The following is a 17,130-nucleotide window of genomic DNA, read 5'->3' on the forward strand; positions in this document are numbered from 1 at the left end:
AAAATATTTATTTCTTTCGCTGGATTTTTTCGATAATTTTCAAGCCAATCACAACCTTGGGATAACAGTTCATCCAATGGCTTAATTTGCCATACTTGCACAACCCCATTATCTCCCCCTGCCACAATTGATTTTCCATCCGGACTAAAACTTATGCCCCAAATAGCTCCTTTCCCGGTCTTGAATTCAGCAATTTGATAGCCTTTTAAATTCCATAGTCTAACCGTGCTATCCATGCCCCCGCTAGCCAGATACTGTCCGTTGGGACTAAAACTCAAGCTGCTAACCCCTGTTTGATAACTAAAAAATTCCAATGGTTGATTACCAGATAAATTCCAAATTTTAATTACACCACTTTTGTCTGCTGTTGCCAGTTGTTTTCCATCCGGACTAAAACTCAAGCCACTAATTTTCCCTTGCTTTGTCTGCCATTCCTTAATTTTATGCCCAGACAAGTCCCAAATTATAACATTGCCGTCCCATCCACCAGTAGCAATTGTTTTTTCATCTGGACTAAAACTAGCTCGCTCAACTACATCTTGATGCCCCTCTAATATCGTCAATAGCTTACCCGACAAGTTCCATAATCTAGCTGTTTTGTCTGCTCCTGATGTGACAATCATCTGTCCATTAGGACTAAAGCTGAGGTTATTAATTAAATTTTTATGACCTTTTAATCGAGTTTTTAATTTACCGGATAAATCCCAAATGGCAACCGTATTGTCATATCCACCTGTAGCTATTAGCTGTCCATCGGGACTAAAATTTACACTCCACAGTGGACCTCTCCTATCAGCTTGCCATGAAGCCTGCTCCTGTCCTGACAAGTTCCACAGTTTAACTATACCCTCGTGATCTGCGGTCACAATTTGTTGTCCGGTAGAGCTGAAACTTACACTATTGACATCTTTTTGATGACCTTGAAATTTATTGATTGGCTGATTATGTTTGGACAAATTCCAAATACGGGCTGTATTATCAACTCCTCCTGTAACCAGATATTTTCCATCAGGGCTGAAACTGGCACTAGAAACCGCACCTCGATGACCTTGCAAAGTAGTTATGGGTTTACCTGACAAATCCCAGAGTCTGACTGTACCATCATTGGATGTTGTGGCAATAATCTTTCCGTCACGGCTGAAGCCGACATTTAATACTGAACCTTGATGTCCTTCTAATTTAACTGGGTCTTGTGCAGATAAGTTCCACAGCAGTGCTGTATTATCACCTGTTGCTGCTGTGGTTAAATATTTGCCGTCTGGGCTAAAACTCAAACTCAGAATTTGTTGTCCCTTGTGGGCTGTAAATTGCTTTAATTGCTTGCCTGATACTTCCCACAATCGAACTGTACCATCGTATCCTGCTGTAGCAACCTGCTGTCCATTAGGGTTAAAACTAATACTGTTAACCCTGCCTTTATGTCCGACAAATTCAGCGAGTTGTTTCCCCCATAAATCCCACAGCCGTGCTTTTTCTTCATCAGCTGTCGCAATTTTTTGACCGTCAGGGCTAAAGCTGAGGCTTTTGAAATTGGTTGTGGAAGCTTTAAATGAAGTCAGTTGGTTTCCAGATAAATCCCACAGTGTAATTGTGCCGTCTCCTTCTCCAGCAGCAATTTTCTTGCCATCAGGACTAAAGGCAACAAAGTTCATGGTTTTAACGCTGTCAGCAAGCACACGCTGAAGCCCCTTTTTTATCCATTTTTTTTCCCCTGATGGACTCCAAAGGATAACAGTGTCGTTCTTTCCTGCTGTAGCAATGTACTTTCCATCAGGGCTAAAGCTTACACTTTTGATTTGTTCCTGCCCTGTATCAATTCGATTTTGTTCGTGAATAGAATCCTCGATTTTCTGTAATGCCAATAGAGGGCTGGTAGCTGGATAATCTTTAAGTAGGGTATTATCCCTAATCATTTGCTTTAATTCTTGCCCTGCTTGCATTGCAGAGAGTAGAGCGTCTATTTCACCCGATGGCATTTGTCGTAAAGCATTGACACCCGCTTGTTCTAATTTTGTTCCTTTTTGGGCTTCTAGCTGTTTGTTAATGGCTATAGCTGCCGAGCCTAAAAATACAGCACCTAAAAACACACTCACTGCTAAATAAATATTGCTGTAGCGAATTTTCTTTTTAGCTTTTTGGTTAGCATCAGTCAATATCTGATTACGCTCTGTTGCTGTGTCCAAAGCAACCTGAGCTTCTAATTTTTCTAATTCTTGGCGTTCTTTCTCAGCTTTCTCCTGCTCTCTCAATTGCAAACTTTGGTGGATATATTCTTTCTCATTTGTCAAGTCTTCTTCATGCTTTTGTAACCAATCTTCAGCATCAGCGAGAGGTTTGCCCCGTAACAATGCACCCGAATCGCGATCGCTTTTCTCCCACTGACTCATAGCCGCTCGCATTCTTTCTAGCCAAGTGCCGAAGTCGCGATTTTCATTCATCCAGGTCTCAATCAGAGGCCATTGCTTAATCAGCGTCTCATGTATGATTTCTACCGTATCCTCATTATCTGCATTGCGGTTAGTAACGACTAATCGCTTTTCGGCTAGAATTTGTACCAAACGCCAGCGTTTTTCTCCTAATTCAGTTTTTTTTGCAACTCTACGTACATATCGCCTGTCGGTTCTATCTTTTGTGAATTGGCTAAAATTTACAAGTTGAATAAATATTTTTGGTACTTGCTCTTTCTGTTCTAAAGTCAAATTATTATAAACGTCATCAGCGTATGTTGCTAAAGCACCTTTTACTTGCCCTATTGCTGTATAATCTTCATGGGTTAATTGTCGGTCAGTTTGCTTTCCCTGTAAAGCAGCTTTCTTCAGTCGTTCAGTTCGCTTATTCCACAACTCCTCTAAAGCAAATGCCAATAAAGGTAAACAATCTTCCTTATTATATATATCACCTAAAATGCGTTCTACCAAACCGTCTTGAAATGTCACTCCATATTTCAAGGCAGGCTTTTCAATCACCTGCTCTAGCTTGTCGGGTGTCATCGAACCTAATTTTATATCACCTTGCTTTAACGCCTCTGCAAACGGTGGATAAGAAAGAGCTTTATCTAAGAAATCCGCACGCATAGTTGTCACCATCACCGTAGAAAGCGACTCGTCATTAGATGCTTGAATAATACTTAACAACAAATCCAGAAAAAGGTGCTGAATTTCGTCCTTGTAGGACGTGTATAGTTGCTCAAACTGGTCGGCAATTAACAGCAGTTTATACTGAGGATGTTTTCCTTGAATCCTAGTCAAAATTTTGGCAATTTCCAGCTTGTTGTCTTTGAGTTTTTGCGCTAAAACCATAGCCGTAGTTTTCTCATCATCTGACCTGTACAACGGAAGCAGTGCTTCAGCAATTGCATAGAAAGGGTCATCGTGAGAACCAAGTCGAAAATAGGTAAAAAGCCAATTTCCTTGTTCTGCTAATTTGGGAATCAGTCCCGCAAACACTAAAGAAGATTTACCACTACCGGATGCACCCAAAATGGGAATAAAATTACGATGTTGAGTGGCAGTTTTTAATTCATCTATTTGCGAATTACGTCCAAAAAATAATTCTGCGTGTTGGGTTTCAAAGTAAGATAAACCCCGATACGGACATGGACGGTCAAGGTCTTCAAGAGAAGTATCGGCAGGCTTTATTCCCACAGTTCTGTCATCTTCACGGTAGTTGTGGATGACGTACATAAATACATCACCTGTTGCTGACATCGCAGCATATTGCGAGCCATTAATTGTTTGTTTGATATTGCCTTCAGTCATGTCTACCTCATCCCTCAAATAATACTATTTCTTAAAAGTCGAGCTACAGGTAAGGACACGGTAATACCGTGTCCTTATAGAGATCGCACGCTATATCTAGCTAGAGTTTTCAGAAGTGTGATAAGATTATCTTTTCCAGTCTTCTGCTGGTGCGTTGTCATTGATTTGACTGATAGTCGCCGAACCAGTTGCAGAGGTTGCCGCAAATTTAACATGACTAACAGTCATATTAATACTGGGTATACCACCTGGTTGCTCTTTGAGTTGAGCGAGCAAATGTTGAGCTAATTTCACAAGTTCTGCATCATCGTTAGCTTTGGCAATTTTAACCTCAGTTTCAACTGTGACTTTGCGATCGTCTCTGTCTGGTGTTTTTTCCAATTTGTTAACCGCATCAACCAAGTCGCTATCTTGACCATGTTTCTTGGTTAAAGCATCTTTGAGGCTGTTGTAAGCAGCTTTAATAGCGTCTGTTGCAAAATTTCCTGCAACTCCTAAAATAATGGCTGAGGTGATAGGGTCCATAGTTTATTCTTAATTTACTTAACCAACAGCGTAACGCACGGTTCGCCCATATAACCGTATATTCTCAGATAGTAAGCAATAAAAACGGTATATTAGAGAGATAGTATTTGGTAAGCGTCACGACATTCAATATTGGCAAGTACTGTCACCAGAGACTTTGCCTCAAAATTCAACTTGGTTTATTATGACCAAAGTCCTTAGTGCGGCAGATTCTCGCTTGATAGAACGTGCTTCTACTGGGAAGTAGAGGACAAGACTTGTTAAATTTAATTAAGCTATAAGCTGTAGCTTTGCTGCTCTTTGGGTGTTAGGATAAATAGCCAACCTACTCCATCCCTCAAAAAGCAGAATGCTGAAAGCTGCAAACTAGTAGCGATTAAATGATGAAGGAATTACTCAATAGCTAAAAACTTGTATAAACTGCCCATTTCTTGATAAATCAATCGTCCGACATCTTGCGCTTTAAAGTTCTAATTAGTTCTCTCAACACATCATTCTTGGATCTAACCGTGGCTGAACAATACTTCTCTAGCAGTACATACTCTTCTTCGGTTAGTCGAAAATTTAACCGCTTCGTTAGTTTATTCATGACATGACGGAGCCAATCTGATGTACAATAGAATTGTACCCAAAATGTGGCATTAATGGCATACAAAGCATTTAGAACCAAATTAAAGTTATCTACCCAGCAAAAACCTGTAATGGCACAGCACGCGGGATACTCACGCTGGGTGTATAACTGGGGACTAAAGCTTTGGGAACAAGCATATAAAGACGGACTAAAGCCAAGCGTGGGGATGCTGAAAAAGTTTTTCACCAACCATGTCAAGCCACAGTATCAATGGATGAATCAGTTATCATCCAAAGTCTATCAGTATGCATTTATAAATTTGGGAGAGGCTATAGCGCGTTTTTTCGCCAAAAAAGGTAAGTCTCCAAGATTTAAGAAAAAAGGCAAAGCTGATCGTTTTACGATTGATAACTCGGGTGCGCCAATTAAGGTAGGTGGATTGCGTCACAAGCTACCTTTTATCGGATGGGTGCGCACTTATGAGGCGTTACCAGAGTGCATTACAAAGAAGGTAACGATTAGCCAGCAAGCTGGTGATTGGTATTTGAGTTTTCATATTGAGATACCCGAAGCCTCGCCAACGCCAAAGAGCATTGATCGAGTGGGGGTTGACTTGGGCGTAAATGCCTTAGCAACTCTTAGCACTGGTGCTGTGTACCCAAATTTAAAGGCGTACCGTAAGGCAAAGCATAAACTAGCAAAGCTGCAACGGTTGGCTAGTCGCAAGCAAAAGGGATCTAATAACCGTCATAAAGCCAACATAAAAGTTGCTCGTCAGCATAGACGAGTCGCGAGCATTCGCAACGATTACTTGCACAAAATCACAACGTATTTAGCTAAAAACCACGGTGAAGTTGTGATTGAGGATTTAAACGTGTCGGGCATGTTGGCTAACCATAAACTGGCATCTGCAATCGCCGATTGTGGGTTTTATGAGTTCCGTCGCCAACTTGAGTACAAGTGTGAGCGATACGGTTCAAGCTTGGTGGTAGTTGATAGGTTCTACCCCAGTTCTCAAATTTGTTCTAATTGTGGTTATCGTCAGAAGATGCCGCTAAAAGAACGTGTTTATATTTGTCCTTGCTGCAATGTTAGTCGGGACAGAGATTTGAACGCAGCGATAAACCTGTCGAACTGGGGTCGGCTTGACCCTGGAAAGCCTGTGGAGCAAGTGCCGCCGACGGTTTGCGACGAAACAGGAAGTAAACGCTTTAAACAGCTTTGTTTGTTTTGAGTAGATTTTATGGAGCAGATGGATGTAGTGCAAGCGATAAACACAGAAGCTAAACAGCGCGTTCAAGAACTGCGACAATTACTACAAAAAGCGAGCTACGCCTACTACGTCCTCGATTCTCCCATCATGGAGGACGCAGTTTATGACCAGCTGTATCGAGAATTGCAACAGCTGGAAAATCAGTATCCAGAATTAGTGACACCTGATAGCCCAACTCAACGAGTGGGAGAGAAACCAGCAACCCAATTTATCTCAGTTCGTCACAATGTTCCACTATATAGTTTAGAAAATGCCTTTAACATTGAAGAATTAAAGGCATGGGAGGGACGCTGGCGGCGACAAGCACCCAATGTAGGACAGGTAGAATATGTCTGCGAGTTGAAAATAGATGGTTCTGCCTTAGCGTTGACATATGAAAATGGTATTCTCACCAGAGGTGCAACCAGGGGTGATGGAGTTACAGGTGAAGATATCACCCAAAATGTGCGGACAATTCGCTCAATTCCCTTGCGGTTAAATCTAGAGACGTTACGTGAAAATTCTCTCCCAGATAGGATAGAAGTGCGAGGTGAAGCGTTTTTACCCTTGGAAGTGTTTAAACAAATCAATGAGGAAAGGCAAAAAGCAGGTGAATCAGTCTTTGCGAATCCTCGAAACGCTGCTGCTGGTACTCTAAGACAACTGGACTCCCGAATTGTAGCTCAACGGCGGTTAGATTTCTTTGCCTACACGCTGCACATTCCTGGTAGAGATGACGCCAGTATCGCTAATACCCAGTGGGAAGCGCTGGAATTGTTACAAAAGTTGGGGTTTCGCGTCAATCCTAATCATAAGCTTTGTCCCTCTGTAGATGATGTTGCACAGTATTACGAATACTGGGACACTGAAAGGTTGAATTTGCCTTATATGACGGATGGGGTGGTGGTAAAGCTGAATTCTTTTAAGCTTCAGGAACAACTTGGGTTTACGCAAAAGTTTCCTCGTTGGGCTGTAGCGCTGAAGTACGCAGCAGAAGAAGCACCCACCCGTGTAGAAAATATTGCTGTGAACGTCGGAAGAACGGGGGCGCTGACTCCTCTTGCTCAAATGCGCCCTGTACAACTCGCGGGAACAACGGTTTCTCGTGCTACCCTACATAATGCTGACCGTGTTGCTCAATTAGATATTCGCATTGGCGATACAGTCATTGTCCGTAAAGCTGGGGAGATTATTCCAGAAGTCGTGCGGGTTCTTAAAGAACTCCGTCCTGATAATACTCAAAGCTTTGTTATGCCTTCCCATTGTCCAGTTTGCGGACAACCTGTGATTAGGGAAATGGGAGAAGCGGTGACTCGCTGTGTTAATGCTTCTTGTGCGGCTATCCTTAAGGGGGCGATTGAACATTGGGTGAGTCGCGATGCTTTGGATATCAGAGGTATGGGCGAAAAACTGGTGCATCAACTTGTGGATAAAGGAGTGGTGCATTCTGTAGCTGATTTGTATAACTTGACAGAAGAGCATTTGTGTGGTTTAGAACGAATGGGGAAAAAGTTGGCACAGAAGTTGGTGGAGGCGATCGCCCAATCAAAAAACCAACCTTGGTCACGCGTGTTGTATGGTTTAGGTATTCGTCACGTTGGTAGCGTGAATGCTCAATTGTTGACACAGAAGTTTCCCACGGTGGAACAGTTGGCTGAAGCTTCACAAGCTGATATTGAAACTGTTTACGGTATCGGTGAGGAAATTGCCCAGTCTGTATACCAGTGGTTCCACATCAGTGCGAATCAAACTTTAATTTCTCGCTTGAAAGATGCTGGGTTGCAATTTGCTAGCACAGAAGAAGAAACACCGCTGAGTCAGAGTCATCAAAAGTTTACTGGGAAAACTTTTGTGATTACTGGTACGCTTCCTACCTTGAAGCGGGATGAAGCAAAGGCGTTAATTCAAAAAGCTGGCGGAAAGGTAACAGATTCTGTGAGTAAGAAAACAGATTATTTGGTTGTGGGGGAAGAGGCGGGTTCAAAGTTGACAAAAGCACAAGAGTTGGGTGTTCGTCAGTTGAATGAAGGGGAGTTGTTGGAGTTGTTGGAGGATTGAACCGCACCAGGTGCAGATAAGGGAGCGAACACAAGTACTAACCATCTTAACCTGCTTGTATTTGCCAGCACGCAAATTCTTAATCTGAACTCCGGCTTTGGAAGGAATTAAAATAAATTTGGTCCAGATATTATCAAAACAGCAAATGACTATATCTACCCCTTCCAGGATTACCTGTCAGGGGTTTGTTTGTTGTAAGAAAAGACTTGCTCAAAAATACGGAAGCTCAGACATAATTAAAGAAGTCGTTGGCTGTAGTGACTCCGATTGAACAAACAGCGTACTTTGGTCAGGAAAGGCTGTCCAATTTTGGTTGGATAAAGGCTCAGAGGCAACAATAACTTGGGTTGGCGGCTTTGCATCATCGCAAGACCAATAAAGAGTAGGGGCTTGTGTGCCGTAGGCGTAGCGAGTTGCCGCAAGTGCTTGACCATCACTGACAATTATATTGGCACTAAAGCTGGTATCATATTTTTTAGCCAGAACCGTCAACTTTTCTAGCGTGGCACGTAAGGCTGACAACAGAGTACTACCTGGAGATAACTGCCACATTTCCACCAGTAGGGCAAAGATATGTTCAGAGTCAGTCATGCCCTTAATTAGGCGATATGTGGAATCAGAAAGGCTGTCACGTATCGGTCTGGCGAGCGTCTGTTGAAAATTTGTGATTTCACCATTATGCACAAATAACAGCTTGTCACTGCGGAATGGCTGACAGTTGCTTATGTCGAGCGATTCGCCCGTCCCAGCGAGTCGGACATAGCCCAGTGCACAAGTAGATTGTACATAGTGGCTCAACTCTTCCAGGTTCGGATCGTTCCAGATCGGGATAGTGTTCCGGTAAATAAATGGTTTACCTTCTTTATCGTACCAGCCTACCCCGCTTCCATCTGCACAAACTACTCCTGACTTTAATTCAACGGGATTGTAACTTTGGTTGTAGAGCGAATGCTCTTGCTTATAGAGCAACTCATCTAATGGGATGGTATTGCCAAGGTAGCCAACTAATCGACACATAAGAAAAACAACTCTACTGAGCAGGGTACACTCACTGCAATAATGTTCGTATATAAAATTTTAGCACGCTAATTTTTTCTGGTGATCCCACACAGGGGGGATTTGCTGCTAAGGGGTTAAGTAAACGGCTGGTAAGTATTTTTACCAGCCGGCACAAGTTCACACAGCTTCTTGTATTAATCGCCGATAATTCCACCCCACGTGAGTGGACCAACAACCCCTACCGTATTAGAGACTATCTCGTCAGACTTTTGTATTTTAATGACGGCTGCTTTTGTGTTTGGACCAAATATACCGTCTATGGCACCGGTATAAACACCTTCAGATTTTAAACCTTCCTGAAGCTGTTTGACGACTTCGCCCTTTTCGCCTTCTCTCAAAAATTCTCCTGGTTCTTTGGGCCAATCAGAGCGAGGACGTAAAGCCTCCCACGTTTTTCCCCCTACAATCCCATCAGCAGTAAGCTTTCTACTCTGCTGAAACTTTACCACTGCGGCTTTAGTTTTAGAACCAAACGACCCGTCTGTTGCACCTGGATCAAACTCGTTCTTTCCATCTCGAAATTTCAGTATAAACTGCAAATCTATGACTTCTGGTCCCGTAGAGCCTTCCTTGAGAACTGATACTACCATGTGCCCCCCAGTTATTTGGCGAAAGCTGTAAATGTTCTCAACCATTATACGTATATTCCTATGTGTTTAATAATTGAGAAAAGATTAAGAACAGTAGTGGTCTTCTAAACCTGTTACGTATGGAGTAGTAGCCCTACTTTTCAACTCAGCAATGAAGTTTAATTAGTAGTGATTGATGAGGTCTCAGACGTCATTGAACAGTACAATCAACGGGCTGCTGATAACCTCTTTGTTACGCGACTTTGAAAAGTTTCCGGTACTCGCAAAGTTTCATAGAAGTCACAGAAACCTAAGCAACAATGACATCTTTACTGAATCGGTGTTCTATTTTAAATACATTAAGACCACCCTTTTGCCTGAAAGGACAGATGTGTGAAAACGCCCGTGCTCAATACCACATCTACGGCGTTAGCCGCGCTTCCCTATCAGGGGTTCTCATCCTCCCACTTGCACCTGATAGAACTTCCATTCACATCAGGTGCAATCAATTCAACCTCAAAAACTTCTGCAAAGCACTTTGCCACATGGGCGCGTACCTCCAACAAAGAAATATCAGGAATCCATTGAGCTAAACTACCCACAGGTTTATCAGCAATACCACAGGGTACAATACGCTCAAATCCGCTCATGTCAGGACAGACATTTAATGCAAAGCCATGCATGGTAATCCAACGGCTAACTTTAATCCCAATAGCAGCAACTTTACGCCCTTCTAACCAAACACCTGTGAAACCTGGATTGCGTTCTCCCTGTAAGCCATAAATTTTGAGTGTCCGAATTAAGACTTCTTCTAGTTGACGTAAGTACCAGTGGAGGTCTTTACGATAATGGTGCAAATTTAAAATTGGATATCCTACCAGTTGACCGGGACAATGATATGTGACTTCGCCACCTCGTTCAACTCGATGCACTTCATACGTACTCTTAGTATGGTCAAATTTCAGAAATTCTGAACTAGCTCCTTGTCCTAAAGTGTAGACAGGCGGATGTTCTAACAAGATTAGCACGTCTTCTAAGCTAGGGTTTTGAATGCGCTCAGCTAGAAGAGTACGCTGCCACATCAGCGCATCTGAGTATGGTATCACTACTTGGTTATATAGCAAACATTGATGATTGTGCAAAGACATATTACAAACAAAGAAAAAACTCAACCAGAATACAGAGCAAAATGTATCTCTTGTAACCAATAGGGGTTCACAAATGTCAAGCTATGCAAAGGATTCTAAAGGAAAGTCAAGGGAATTGGTTTTCCAAAATACAAGGTGCTAATTTTGAATATATAACCTCAATCGAGTTGGGAGGAATTCTCTGCAGTAACCATCACGCCAACAAAAGAGTAACAAGTCTACTGGCTGATGACGCCGAAACAATGGTTGACATAAAATACAAAATAAGAAGTGCAAAAAGACCTGTGTATTTTAGGAAAAACGATTAAGCCTCCTGAGTGAGAAAACCAAAGATGTCTGCGTGAATATCTAATTGCTTTTCAACCGATTAGAATCACAGCAGAGGTTCTTGAACTAAATATGGGCGAAACCTCACAAAAACTCAGATTCAGTGGGCTTAGGCTAGGCGTCTTACCAGCAAAAAGTCATAAGACGCGTAGTGGTGAGACAGCGCTACAGTCCTTGTTTCCCGACAGAGGCGACTGCGTAAACGCAAGCGCACGCCAAGGGCGTTAGCCGTAAGGCGAAGGCAGGCATACGCGTAGCGTCTCCGCAGGAGATACCCGAAGGGCTTCCCGTTAGGGTAGAGCCGTTTCCACTTAGTCTCTTATGTTTTTACGGACACGCTACGAGTGTACGTTATGCTTCTGTGTAGGAGACACGCTAACAGAACTATGTCCTTGGGGCACTCACTGGCGAACGGTGAGTCCAGCGCTGCGGGAGGGTCTCCCTCCGCAGGTGACTGGCGAACCCGGAGGGTAGTCAGTCTAAATCCGTTCACGATTGATTCTGGCGGCAGTCATAGACCTTACCGCATTTCCTTGTCATCCGAAACAAAATTCACAAAAAATATTGAGTGGGAGAGTTTACATGAAGCTTGTCATCCACGGCAAAAATATTGAAATCACTGATGCAATTAGGGATTACGTGCATCACAAAATTGAAAAGGCGGCAAGTCATTATCAAAACATCACCAACGAAGTGGATGTCCATCTGAGCGTAGCTCGTAATCCCCGAATTAATCCCAAGCAGTCGGCTGAAGTTACGATTTATGCTAATGGGAGTGTGATCCGTGCTGAGGAGAGTAGCGAGAACCTCTATGCCAGCATAGATTTGGTGGCAGACAAAATTGCCCGTCGGCTGCGTAAATATAAAGAGCGGCGTCAAGAGAAGAAAACACACGCCCAAACAACAATTGAAGGAGTTGTTCAAGAGGCAGTAGTTACAGATTTAATTGGCGATCGCACTCCAGAATTGCCCGAAGAAGTCGTCCGTTGTAAATATTTTGCCATGCCTCCGATGACTATGGCAGAAGCTTTAGAACATCTGCAATTGGTAGGACACGACTTTTATATGTTCCACAATGTGGAAACTGGCGAAATCAATGTCATTTACGAACGGAATCACGGCGGTTATGGTGTGATTCAACCGCGTCATACCAATAATGGTCATACCAACAGCAAGAACGGCAAGACAAGCAATGGTTACGTTGCTATGCCGGAGAAGACTTTCCAGAATAAGGTGTAAAAAGAGGTAAGGTGAGTGGAGCGATCGCGCAAAGAAAGGCGATCGTTCCACTTACCCTATTCAAAAAACTTTATTCACTCTTTAACATCGCTGCTATCAGGCTGTTTGCAGTTGTTGCAACGTTTTGAGTGCTTCCTCAACGTGACCTTTGAAGTTAAACATTGAGTCAAAGACATACTGTACAACTCCTTGGTTATCAATAACATAAGTCACACGACCAGGAATCAAACCGAAGGCTGTAGTTGCGCCGTATTGCTTCCGCACTTGGTCGCCTTTATCGCTTAAAAGGGTAAAAGGCAGTTGGTACTTAGCGGCAAATTTCTGGTGAGACTCTGGTGAGTCACCACTCACACCAATAACTTCTGCGCCTGCTGTTTTAAAAACTTCATATTGATCGCGAAAGGCACACGATTGAGTTGTACATCCTGGTGTGTCGTCCTTGGGGTAAAAGTACAGGACGAGTGGTTTACCGCGAAAATCTTGCAGGCTCACAGGTGTACCGTTCTGGGACGGTAATGTGAAATCGGGAGCTGTGTCTCCTACTTTGACTGCCATAGGTACTTGTAGTATTTCTTAATAAAATTTTATTTTAATCCGTAATCTAGTGAATACTTTCCACCAGCCAGCTTTATTTGCCAAGCTAGTGGATATAGTGTCCGGAATCGCATCCATCATATATTCAAACGGCACTTGTGAGTTAGTTAAGCGCTTCGCATTGCTTGAGCAGTCCTTGCGTGTTGGAGGAGCATCTGCTGCAGAAATTTGGGGCAAGCAACGGTCTTGAATATCTTTTGTGCGATCCTAATGTTGATGCAGTAAAGGTTCACGGAGCTTGATCACAGGAGATGATTTTGTGAGGTTTTGATGTCACAACTCTCAACGCTACCTCACCTGGTTTTAATACTGCCATGAGCAATTAGAGATCTAGGGAAGTCCGCAACAACCGCGCTTTACAACATCGACTTAGTAAACCCAATATTGTCATCAACGACTGTTGTTGGACCTACGGGAATTTTTTTCGGGTCTGGTAGGTCGAGTTTCTCGAACTCAATTTTGTCGTTCCACACCTTTGTGAAGAAATCCTTAAACACCTCAATCGTGAACAGCTCGCCAGGACAGCGACGGTATCCGAAACCGAAAGGCGCGTAGCCTGCATAGTCACATACGGGAAACGCCTTGTCATCAACAATACCGTAAACAGTGCCAAATGCACTATTGGTTAGTTCTGCTTTTCTGCCATCCTTCACCTCGAATGTCGCTTTGTGGAAGGGACATTGGGCAAATCCGATCTCTTTAGATTTGGCTTCGTCAATTTGGTCGCTGGTTGGCGCATCTTTGTAGCGATCAGGATCGAATTCCCCTGGCTTCTCCCAGTGTCGTGGGTATTCACTGGTCGCTTTATGCGGGCTTATAACATAGCCATATCTATCGTATGGTGGTTTTCTCACTTCTCCCATAGCAGAGATGCTTCCAGTGTTTGGCGAAATTGTGCGGAATAACTCCATCACGAACCGATCAAGGGGGGTAAAGGGTGAATCGTTCGCTTGGTCATAATCACTTTCCATCGTCTTTTTAAACCATGCCCGGACTTCAGCATCTCCTGTGTTTTTGCTCAGTTTAGACATGATGTTGTAGATAGTATTGCCCCACTGACTCAAGGCAACGAAATTATGGAAGCACTCGAAAACAACATCTTTGCGCCTGAAATCCTCTCCCTCTTCACCATTCTTGATCCAGTAGTACACGAATGTCTTCTCTGGATCTGCTACATTTCTCTTTACCACATCCTCGACTCTTTGATCAATCCACTCTTTCAAAAACTTGCGGCGCGCGCGCACCCTCATGTAATTCTCATAGACAATCTCCTGTGTTGGATCTCGATAGGCAAGGACAGTGTTGAAACTCTCCCCTATCTCCCGAACCTCCGGCGGAACGGCATCGCCCTTGACACCAAGATGTAGATCCCAGTACAGGTCGAAATAGTTATCTAAGTACTGACGCATCAAGGGTTTACCAGCATTTTTTTCGTCAAATAGCTGGTCGAAAAATTTCACCACCTTGTCCCCATAGATGGGACGATATAGATCGGGAGTAAGAGCCGAATAGTAAATCCTTTTTCTAAGATTATCGTCGCCACGTTTTTCGTAACCTTGAATAAATACTGAGAGTCCATCCTCTTCCTGATTCGGTTCCCAATTGTCATATAACAGTCCCCAAAAGTAATATGGTAGGGCGTTCTCCTTGGTGAGTCTTTCCTCATCGATCATGGGAAGGGATAGCTTCTCTCCTTGATAAACACTTGTAAGAAAAGCAGGCACAATCACATGCTTGATGTAAGAAAGGTCAAAAATGGTAGGGAGTGATTCGCGAAGACGACTGAGGGCTGAAGCTTTTCTCTCAGGAAGCCTTGAATTTATATCTTCCTTAACTTCGTCCGCAAGAGTAGAAAAAAATTCTGAAACATCAAGAATAGGAAAAAAAGACATGATTTGGACTCCTTGTGTCTGGCTGCTGTAAACTCATGCAGCTACATCAAATAAATAGATGCCAGCATTTTGATCTGATGCAGCTGGAGCTAGAGGGCGGTCAAAAAGCAGGTAAACTAAGACTCAGCAAGTAATAGACATCATGGCCACCATACCTTGATGCCTGCTCCAGCAAAACCGATGCCGAAGATGACTCCAGATATGACAAAGAGTAGGTTAAGACCTAGTACAAAATACCCGATAAACCCTTGACAAATCCAGCTTTTCCTTAACTTGTAACAAATCTATAGGACTTACGCATTGACAAAAAATACCAAATATGGGCTTTGTATGGATTTCAGGCTTTCAGGCTTGATTTTTCGACAATTTTTAGGCGATCGCGCAGACCAACAGACGCGACGAGCGCGTATCGCTACTCATCAATGATTGTGAAAAGCCTGAAACGACCGATTTTCGTTGATGTACATGATAATGAATTTGAGAGCGTGCGTAAGTCCTAATCTACTGAGCATTGTACTTGATTACCTGGACTAGGCAAGCTAACTTAGAGTTTCTAAAACAAAATTCCTCCTATGCGTCTGACTTCGCTTGATGTTTTTCGCGGCATAACTATTGCAGCCATGATTCTTGTTAACATGGCGGGTGTTACCGAACCTCCTAATGTCTATCCTCCACTACTCCATGCAGATTGGCACGGCTGTACCCCAACTGATTTAGTCTTTCCTTTCTTTTTGTTTATTATCGGTGTAGCGATGACTTTCTCGTTGTCAAAGTACACTGGCGACAACAAACCAACAGCATCTGTTTACTGGCGTATCCTGCGTCGGGCTACGATTTTATTTGCTTTAGGGTTATTACTCAATGGCTTTTGGAATAAAGGTCCTTGGACTTTTGATTTGAGTACTATCCGCATTATGGGAGTGTTGCAACGCATTAGCTTGACATATCTCCTTGCTTCTGTTGCCGTCCTTAAACTCCCACGTAAAGGACAATGGATACTGGTAGGAGTGTTACTCATCGGCTACTGGTTAGCCATGATGTATGTGCCTGTTCCCGGTTATGGCGCTGGAGTGCTGACGCGAGAGGGAAATTTCGGTGCTTATATAGACCGCTTAATTATTCCTCAAGCACATCTTTACAAGGGTGATGGTTTTAAGAATTTAGGAGATCCAGAGGGACTTTTTAGCACTATTCCTGCTGTTGTGAGTGTATTGGCTGGATATTTCGCTGGACAATGGATACGCGCTCAGCCAGTGAAATTTCGTACAAGCATAGGTTTAGTCTTATTTGGTCTTGGTTGCTTAATTATTGGTTGGGCATGGGGCTGGACGTTCCCGATTAACAAAAAGCTATGGACGAGTTCTTATGTAATTTTTACTAGTGGTTGGGCATTATTATTACTTGCAGCTTGTTATGAACTTATTGAAGTGCGACGGGTGCGGGCTTGGAGTAAACCTTTTGAAGTGCTGGGATTAAATGCGATTTCCCTTTTCGTTGCTTCTGTACTGCTGATTAAAATTTTGGTGAGAACTAAAGTCGGGTCTGGAGAAAATGCTCCCAGCACTTATGATTGGATTTATCAGAATGTATTTACGTCTTGGGCTGGCGCGGTGAATGGTTCTTTATTGTTCGCGATTGTCACTGTCTTACTGTGGGTGGCGATCGCCTATGTGATGTATACGCGGCGATGGTTTTTCAAAGTCTAAAGTCTTGCTTTTATTGATTTGTTGATTTCTTAGTCTTCAAATCACCATCGGTATCTGGCTGCAGCAGAGCCTTTCTTACTGCTGCGTTAGACGCTCTAGCTGCATAGAATAAAGCATTTTTGCCATAATTATCTTTAGCGTTCACATCAACCCCAGCAAGAATCAGGGTTTTCACCAGATCTGGATCTATCTGTTTGTTTTCTCCCCACATTGCTACACTTATCAACAATGTTTGTCCCCTGTCATCCCTTGCATTTACATCAATCCCAGCTTTCATCAGGGCTTGAACATCCTTCGAGAAGCCGTATCTATTTGCTACTGTCAGCACCAGCGCACGGGCACGTTTGATATCTCCCTGTCCAATCGCCTGTGGTAGAGATTTATAGTGGGTGAGATGAAAACCCTGTGGCTTTAGCCCAGGGACGCCACATG

General features: G+C 43.2%; 12 protein-coding genes. 4 read left to right on the top strand and 8 right to left on the bottom strand.

Annotated elements, in window-relative coordinates; all coding sequences use genetic code 11:
- A partial coding sequence (locus DP116_RS16820; RefSeq protein ID WP_169156274.1) for an nSTAND1 domain-containing NTPase occupies positions 1-3,758 on the bottom strand: 3,758 nt, incomplete at its 3' end.
- A 126-nt stretch (positions 3,759-3,884) separates the two neighbouring features.
- Positions 3,885-4,283: a Het-E N-terminal domain-containing protein gene (locus tag DP116_RS16825; protein WP_169156275.1), complete on the bottom strand. Its 399-nt coding sequence runs from the start codon at positions 4,281-4,283 to the stop codon at positions 3,885-3,887.
- 644 nt (positions 4,284-4,927) lie between these two features.
- On the opposite strand from DP116_RS16825, the gene DP116_RS16830 reads away from it, so the two are divergent.
- Both DP116_RS16830 and ligA read left to right on the top strand, forming a co-directional pair.
- Positions 4,928-6,088, top strand: coding sequence for an RNA-guided endonuclease InsQ/TnpB family protein (locus tag DP116_RS16830; RefSeq protein ID WP_169156276.1), 1,161 nt, complete (start codon positions 4,928-4,930; stop codon positions 6,086-6,088).
- 18 nt (positions 6,089-6,106) lie between these two features.
- Positions 6,107-8,164, top strand: a complete 2,058-nt coding sequence (ligA, locus tag DP116_RS16835; protein WP_211173326.1) for an NAD-dependent DNA ligase LigA — start codon at positions 6,107-6,109, stop codon at positions 8,162-8,164.
- 210 nt (positions 8,165-8,374) lie between these two features.
- Here the strand turns inward: ligA and egtC are convergent, their stop codons facing one another.
- From egtC to lipB, 3 genes are all read right to left on the bottom strand, one after another.
- On the bottom strand, positions 8,375-9,181 hold the full coding sequence (gene egtC / locus DP116_RS16840; protein ID WP_169156277.1) for an ergothioneine biosynthesis protein EgtC: 807 nt from the start codon (positions 9,179-9,181) through the stop codon (positions 8,375-8,377).
- A 176-nt stretch (positions 9,182-9,357) separates the two neighbouring features.
- On the bottom strand, positions 9,358-9,858 hold the full coding sequence (locus DP116_RS16845) for a peptidoglycan-binding domain-containing protein (protein WP_211173323.1): 501 nt from the start codon (positions 9,856-9,858) through the stop codon (positions 9,358-9,360).
- Between the two features lie 380 nt (positions 9,859-10,238).
- The gene (gene lipB, locus DP116_RS16850; RefSeq protein WP_169156279.1) at positions 10,239-10,940 is read right to left on the bottom strand and encodes a lipoyl(octanoyl) transferase LipB; all 702 of its coding nucleotides are present in this window, start codon (positions 10,938-10,940) and stop codon (positions 10,239-10,241) included.
- A gap of 909 nt (positions 10,941-11,849) precedes the next feature.
- Between lipB and hpf the strand changes: the two genes are divergently transcribed.
- Positions 11,850-12,506, top strand: a complete 657-nt coding sequence (hpf, locus tag DP116_RS16855) for a ribosome hibernation-promoting factor, HPF/YfiA family (RefSeq protein ID WP_169156280.1) — start codon at positions 11,850-11,852, stop codon at positions 12,504-12,506.
- Between the two features lie 96 nt (positions 12,507-12,602).
- Here the strand turns inward: hpf and DP116_RS16860 are convergent, their stop codons facing one another.
- Positions 12,603-13,061, bottom strand: coding sequence for a peroxiredoxin (locus tag DP116_RS16860; protein ID WP_169156281.1), 459 nt, complete (start codon positions 13,059-13,061; stop codon positions 12,603-12,605).
- Positions 13,062-13,456: 395 nt separating this feature from the next.
- The gene (locus DP116_RS16865; RefSeq protein WP_211173324.1) at positions 13,457-14,992 is read right to left on the bottom strand and encodes a hypothetical protein; all 1,536 of its coding nucleotides are present in this window, start codon (positions 14,990-14,992) and stop codon (positions 13,457-13,459) included.
- 572 nt (positions 14,993-15,564) lie between these two features.
- Here DP116_RS16865 and DP116_RS16870 point away from each other — a divergent pair.
- Positions 15,565-16,698, top strand: a complete 1,134-nt coding sequence (locus DP116_RS16870; protein WP_169156282.1) for an acyltransferase family protein — start codon at positions 15,565-15,567, stop codon at positions 16,696-16,698.
- A gap of 10 nt (positions 16,699-16,708) precedes the next feature.
- Here the strand turns inward: DP116_RS16870 and DP116_RS16875 are convergent.
- Positions 16,709-17,130: ankyrin repeat domain-containing protein (locus DP116_RS16875; RefSeq protein WP_211173325.1), on the bottom strand; the 422-nt coding region annotated here is incomplete at its 5' end.

The sequence above is a fragment of the Brasilonema bromeliae SPC951 genome (assembly GCF_012912135.1).
Lineage (GTDB): Bacteria > Cyanobacteriota > Cyanobacteriia > Cyanobacteriales > Nostocaceae > Brasilonema > Brasilonema bromeliae.

Coding starts and splice junctions, on each gene's coding strand:
- DP116_RS16825 (WP_169156275.1), bottom strand. CDS start 4,283: ATGGACCCTATCACCTCAGCCATTATTTTAGGAGTTGCAGGAAATTTT.
- DP116_RS16830 (WP_169156276.1), top strand. CDS start 4,928: ATGGCATACAAAGCATTTAGAACCAAATTAAAGTTATCTACCCAGCAA.
- ligA (WP_211173326.1), top strand. CDS start 6,107: ATGGATGTAGTGCAAGCGATAAACACAGAAGCTAAACAGCGCGTTCAA.
- egtC (WP_169156277.1), bottom strand. CDS start 9,181: ATGTGTCGATTAGTTGGCTACCTTGGCAATACCATCCCATTAGATGAG.
- DP116_RS16845 (WP_211173323.1), bottom strand. CDS start 9,858: ATGGTTGAGAACATTTACAGCTTTCGCCAAATAACTGGGGGGCACATG.
- lipB (WP_169156279.1), bottom strand. CDS start 10,940: ATGTCTTTGCACAATCATCAATGTTTGCTATATAACCAAGTAGTGATA.
- hpf (WP_169156280.1), top strand. CDS start 11,850: ATGAAGCTTGTCATCCACGGCAAAAATATTGAAATCACTGATGCAATT.
- DP116_RS16860 (WP_169156281.1), bottom strand. CDS start 13,061: ATGGCAGTCAAAGTAGGAGACACAGCTCCCGATTTCACATTACCGTCC.
- DP116_RS16865 (WP_211173324.1), bottom strand. CDS start 14,992: ATGTCTTTTTTTCCTATTCTTGATGTTTCAGAATTTTTTTCTACTCTT.
- DP116_RS16870 (WP_169156282.1), top strand. CDS start 15,565: ATGCGTCTGACTTCGCTTGATGTTTTTCGCGGCATAACTATTGCAGCC.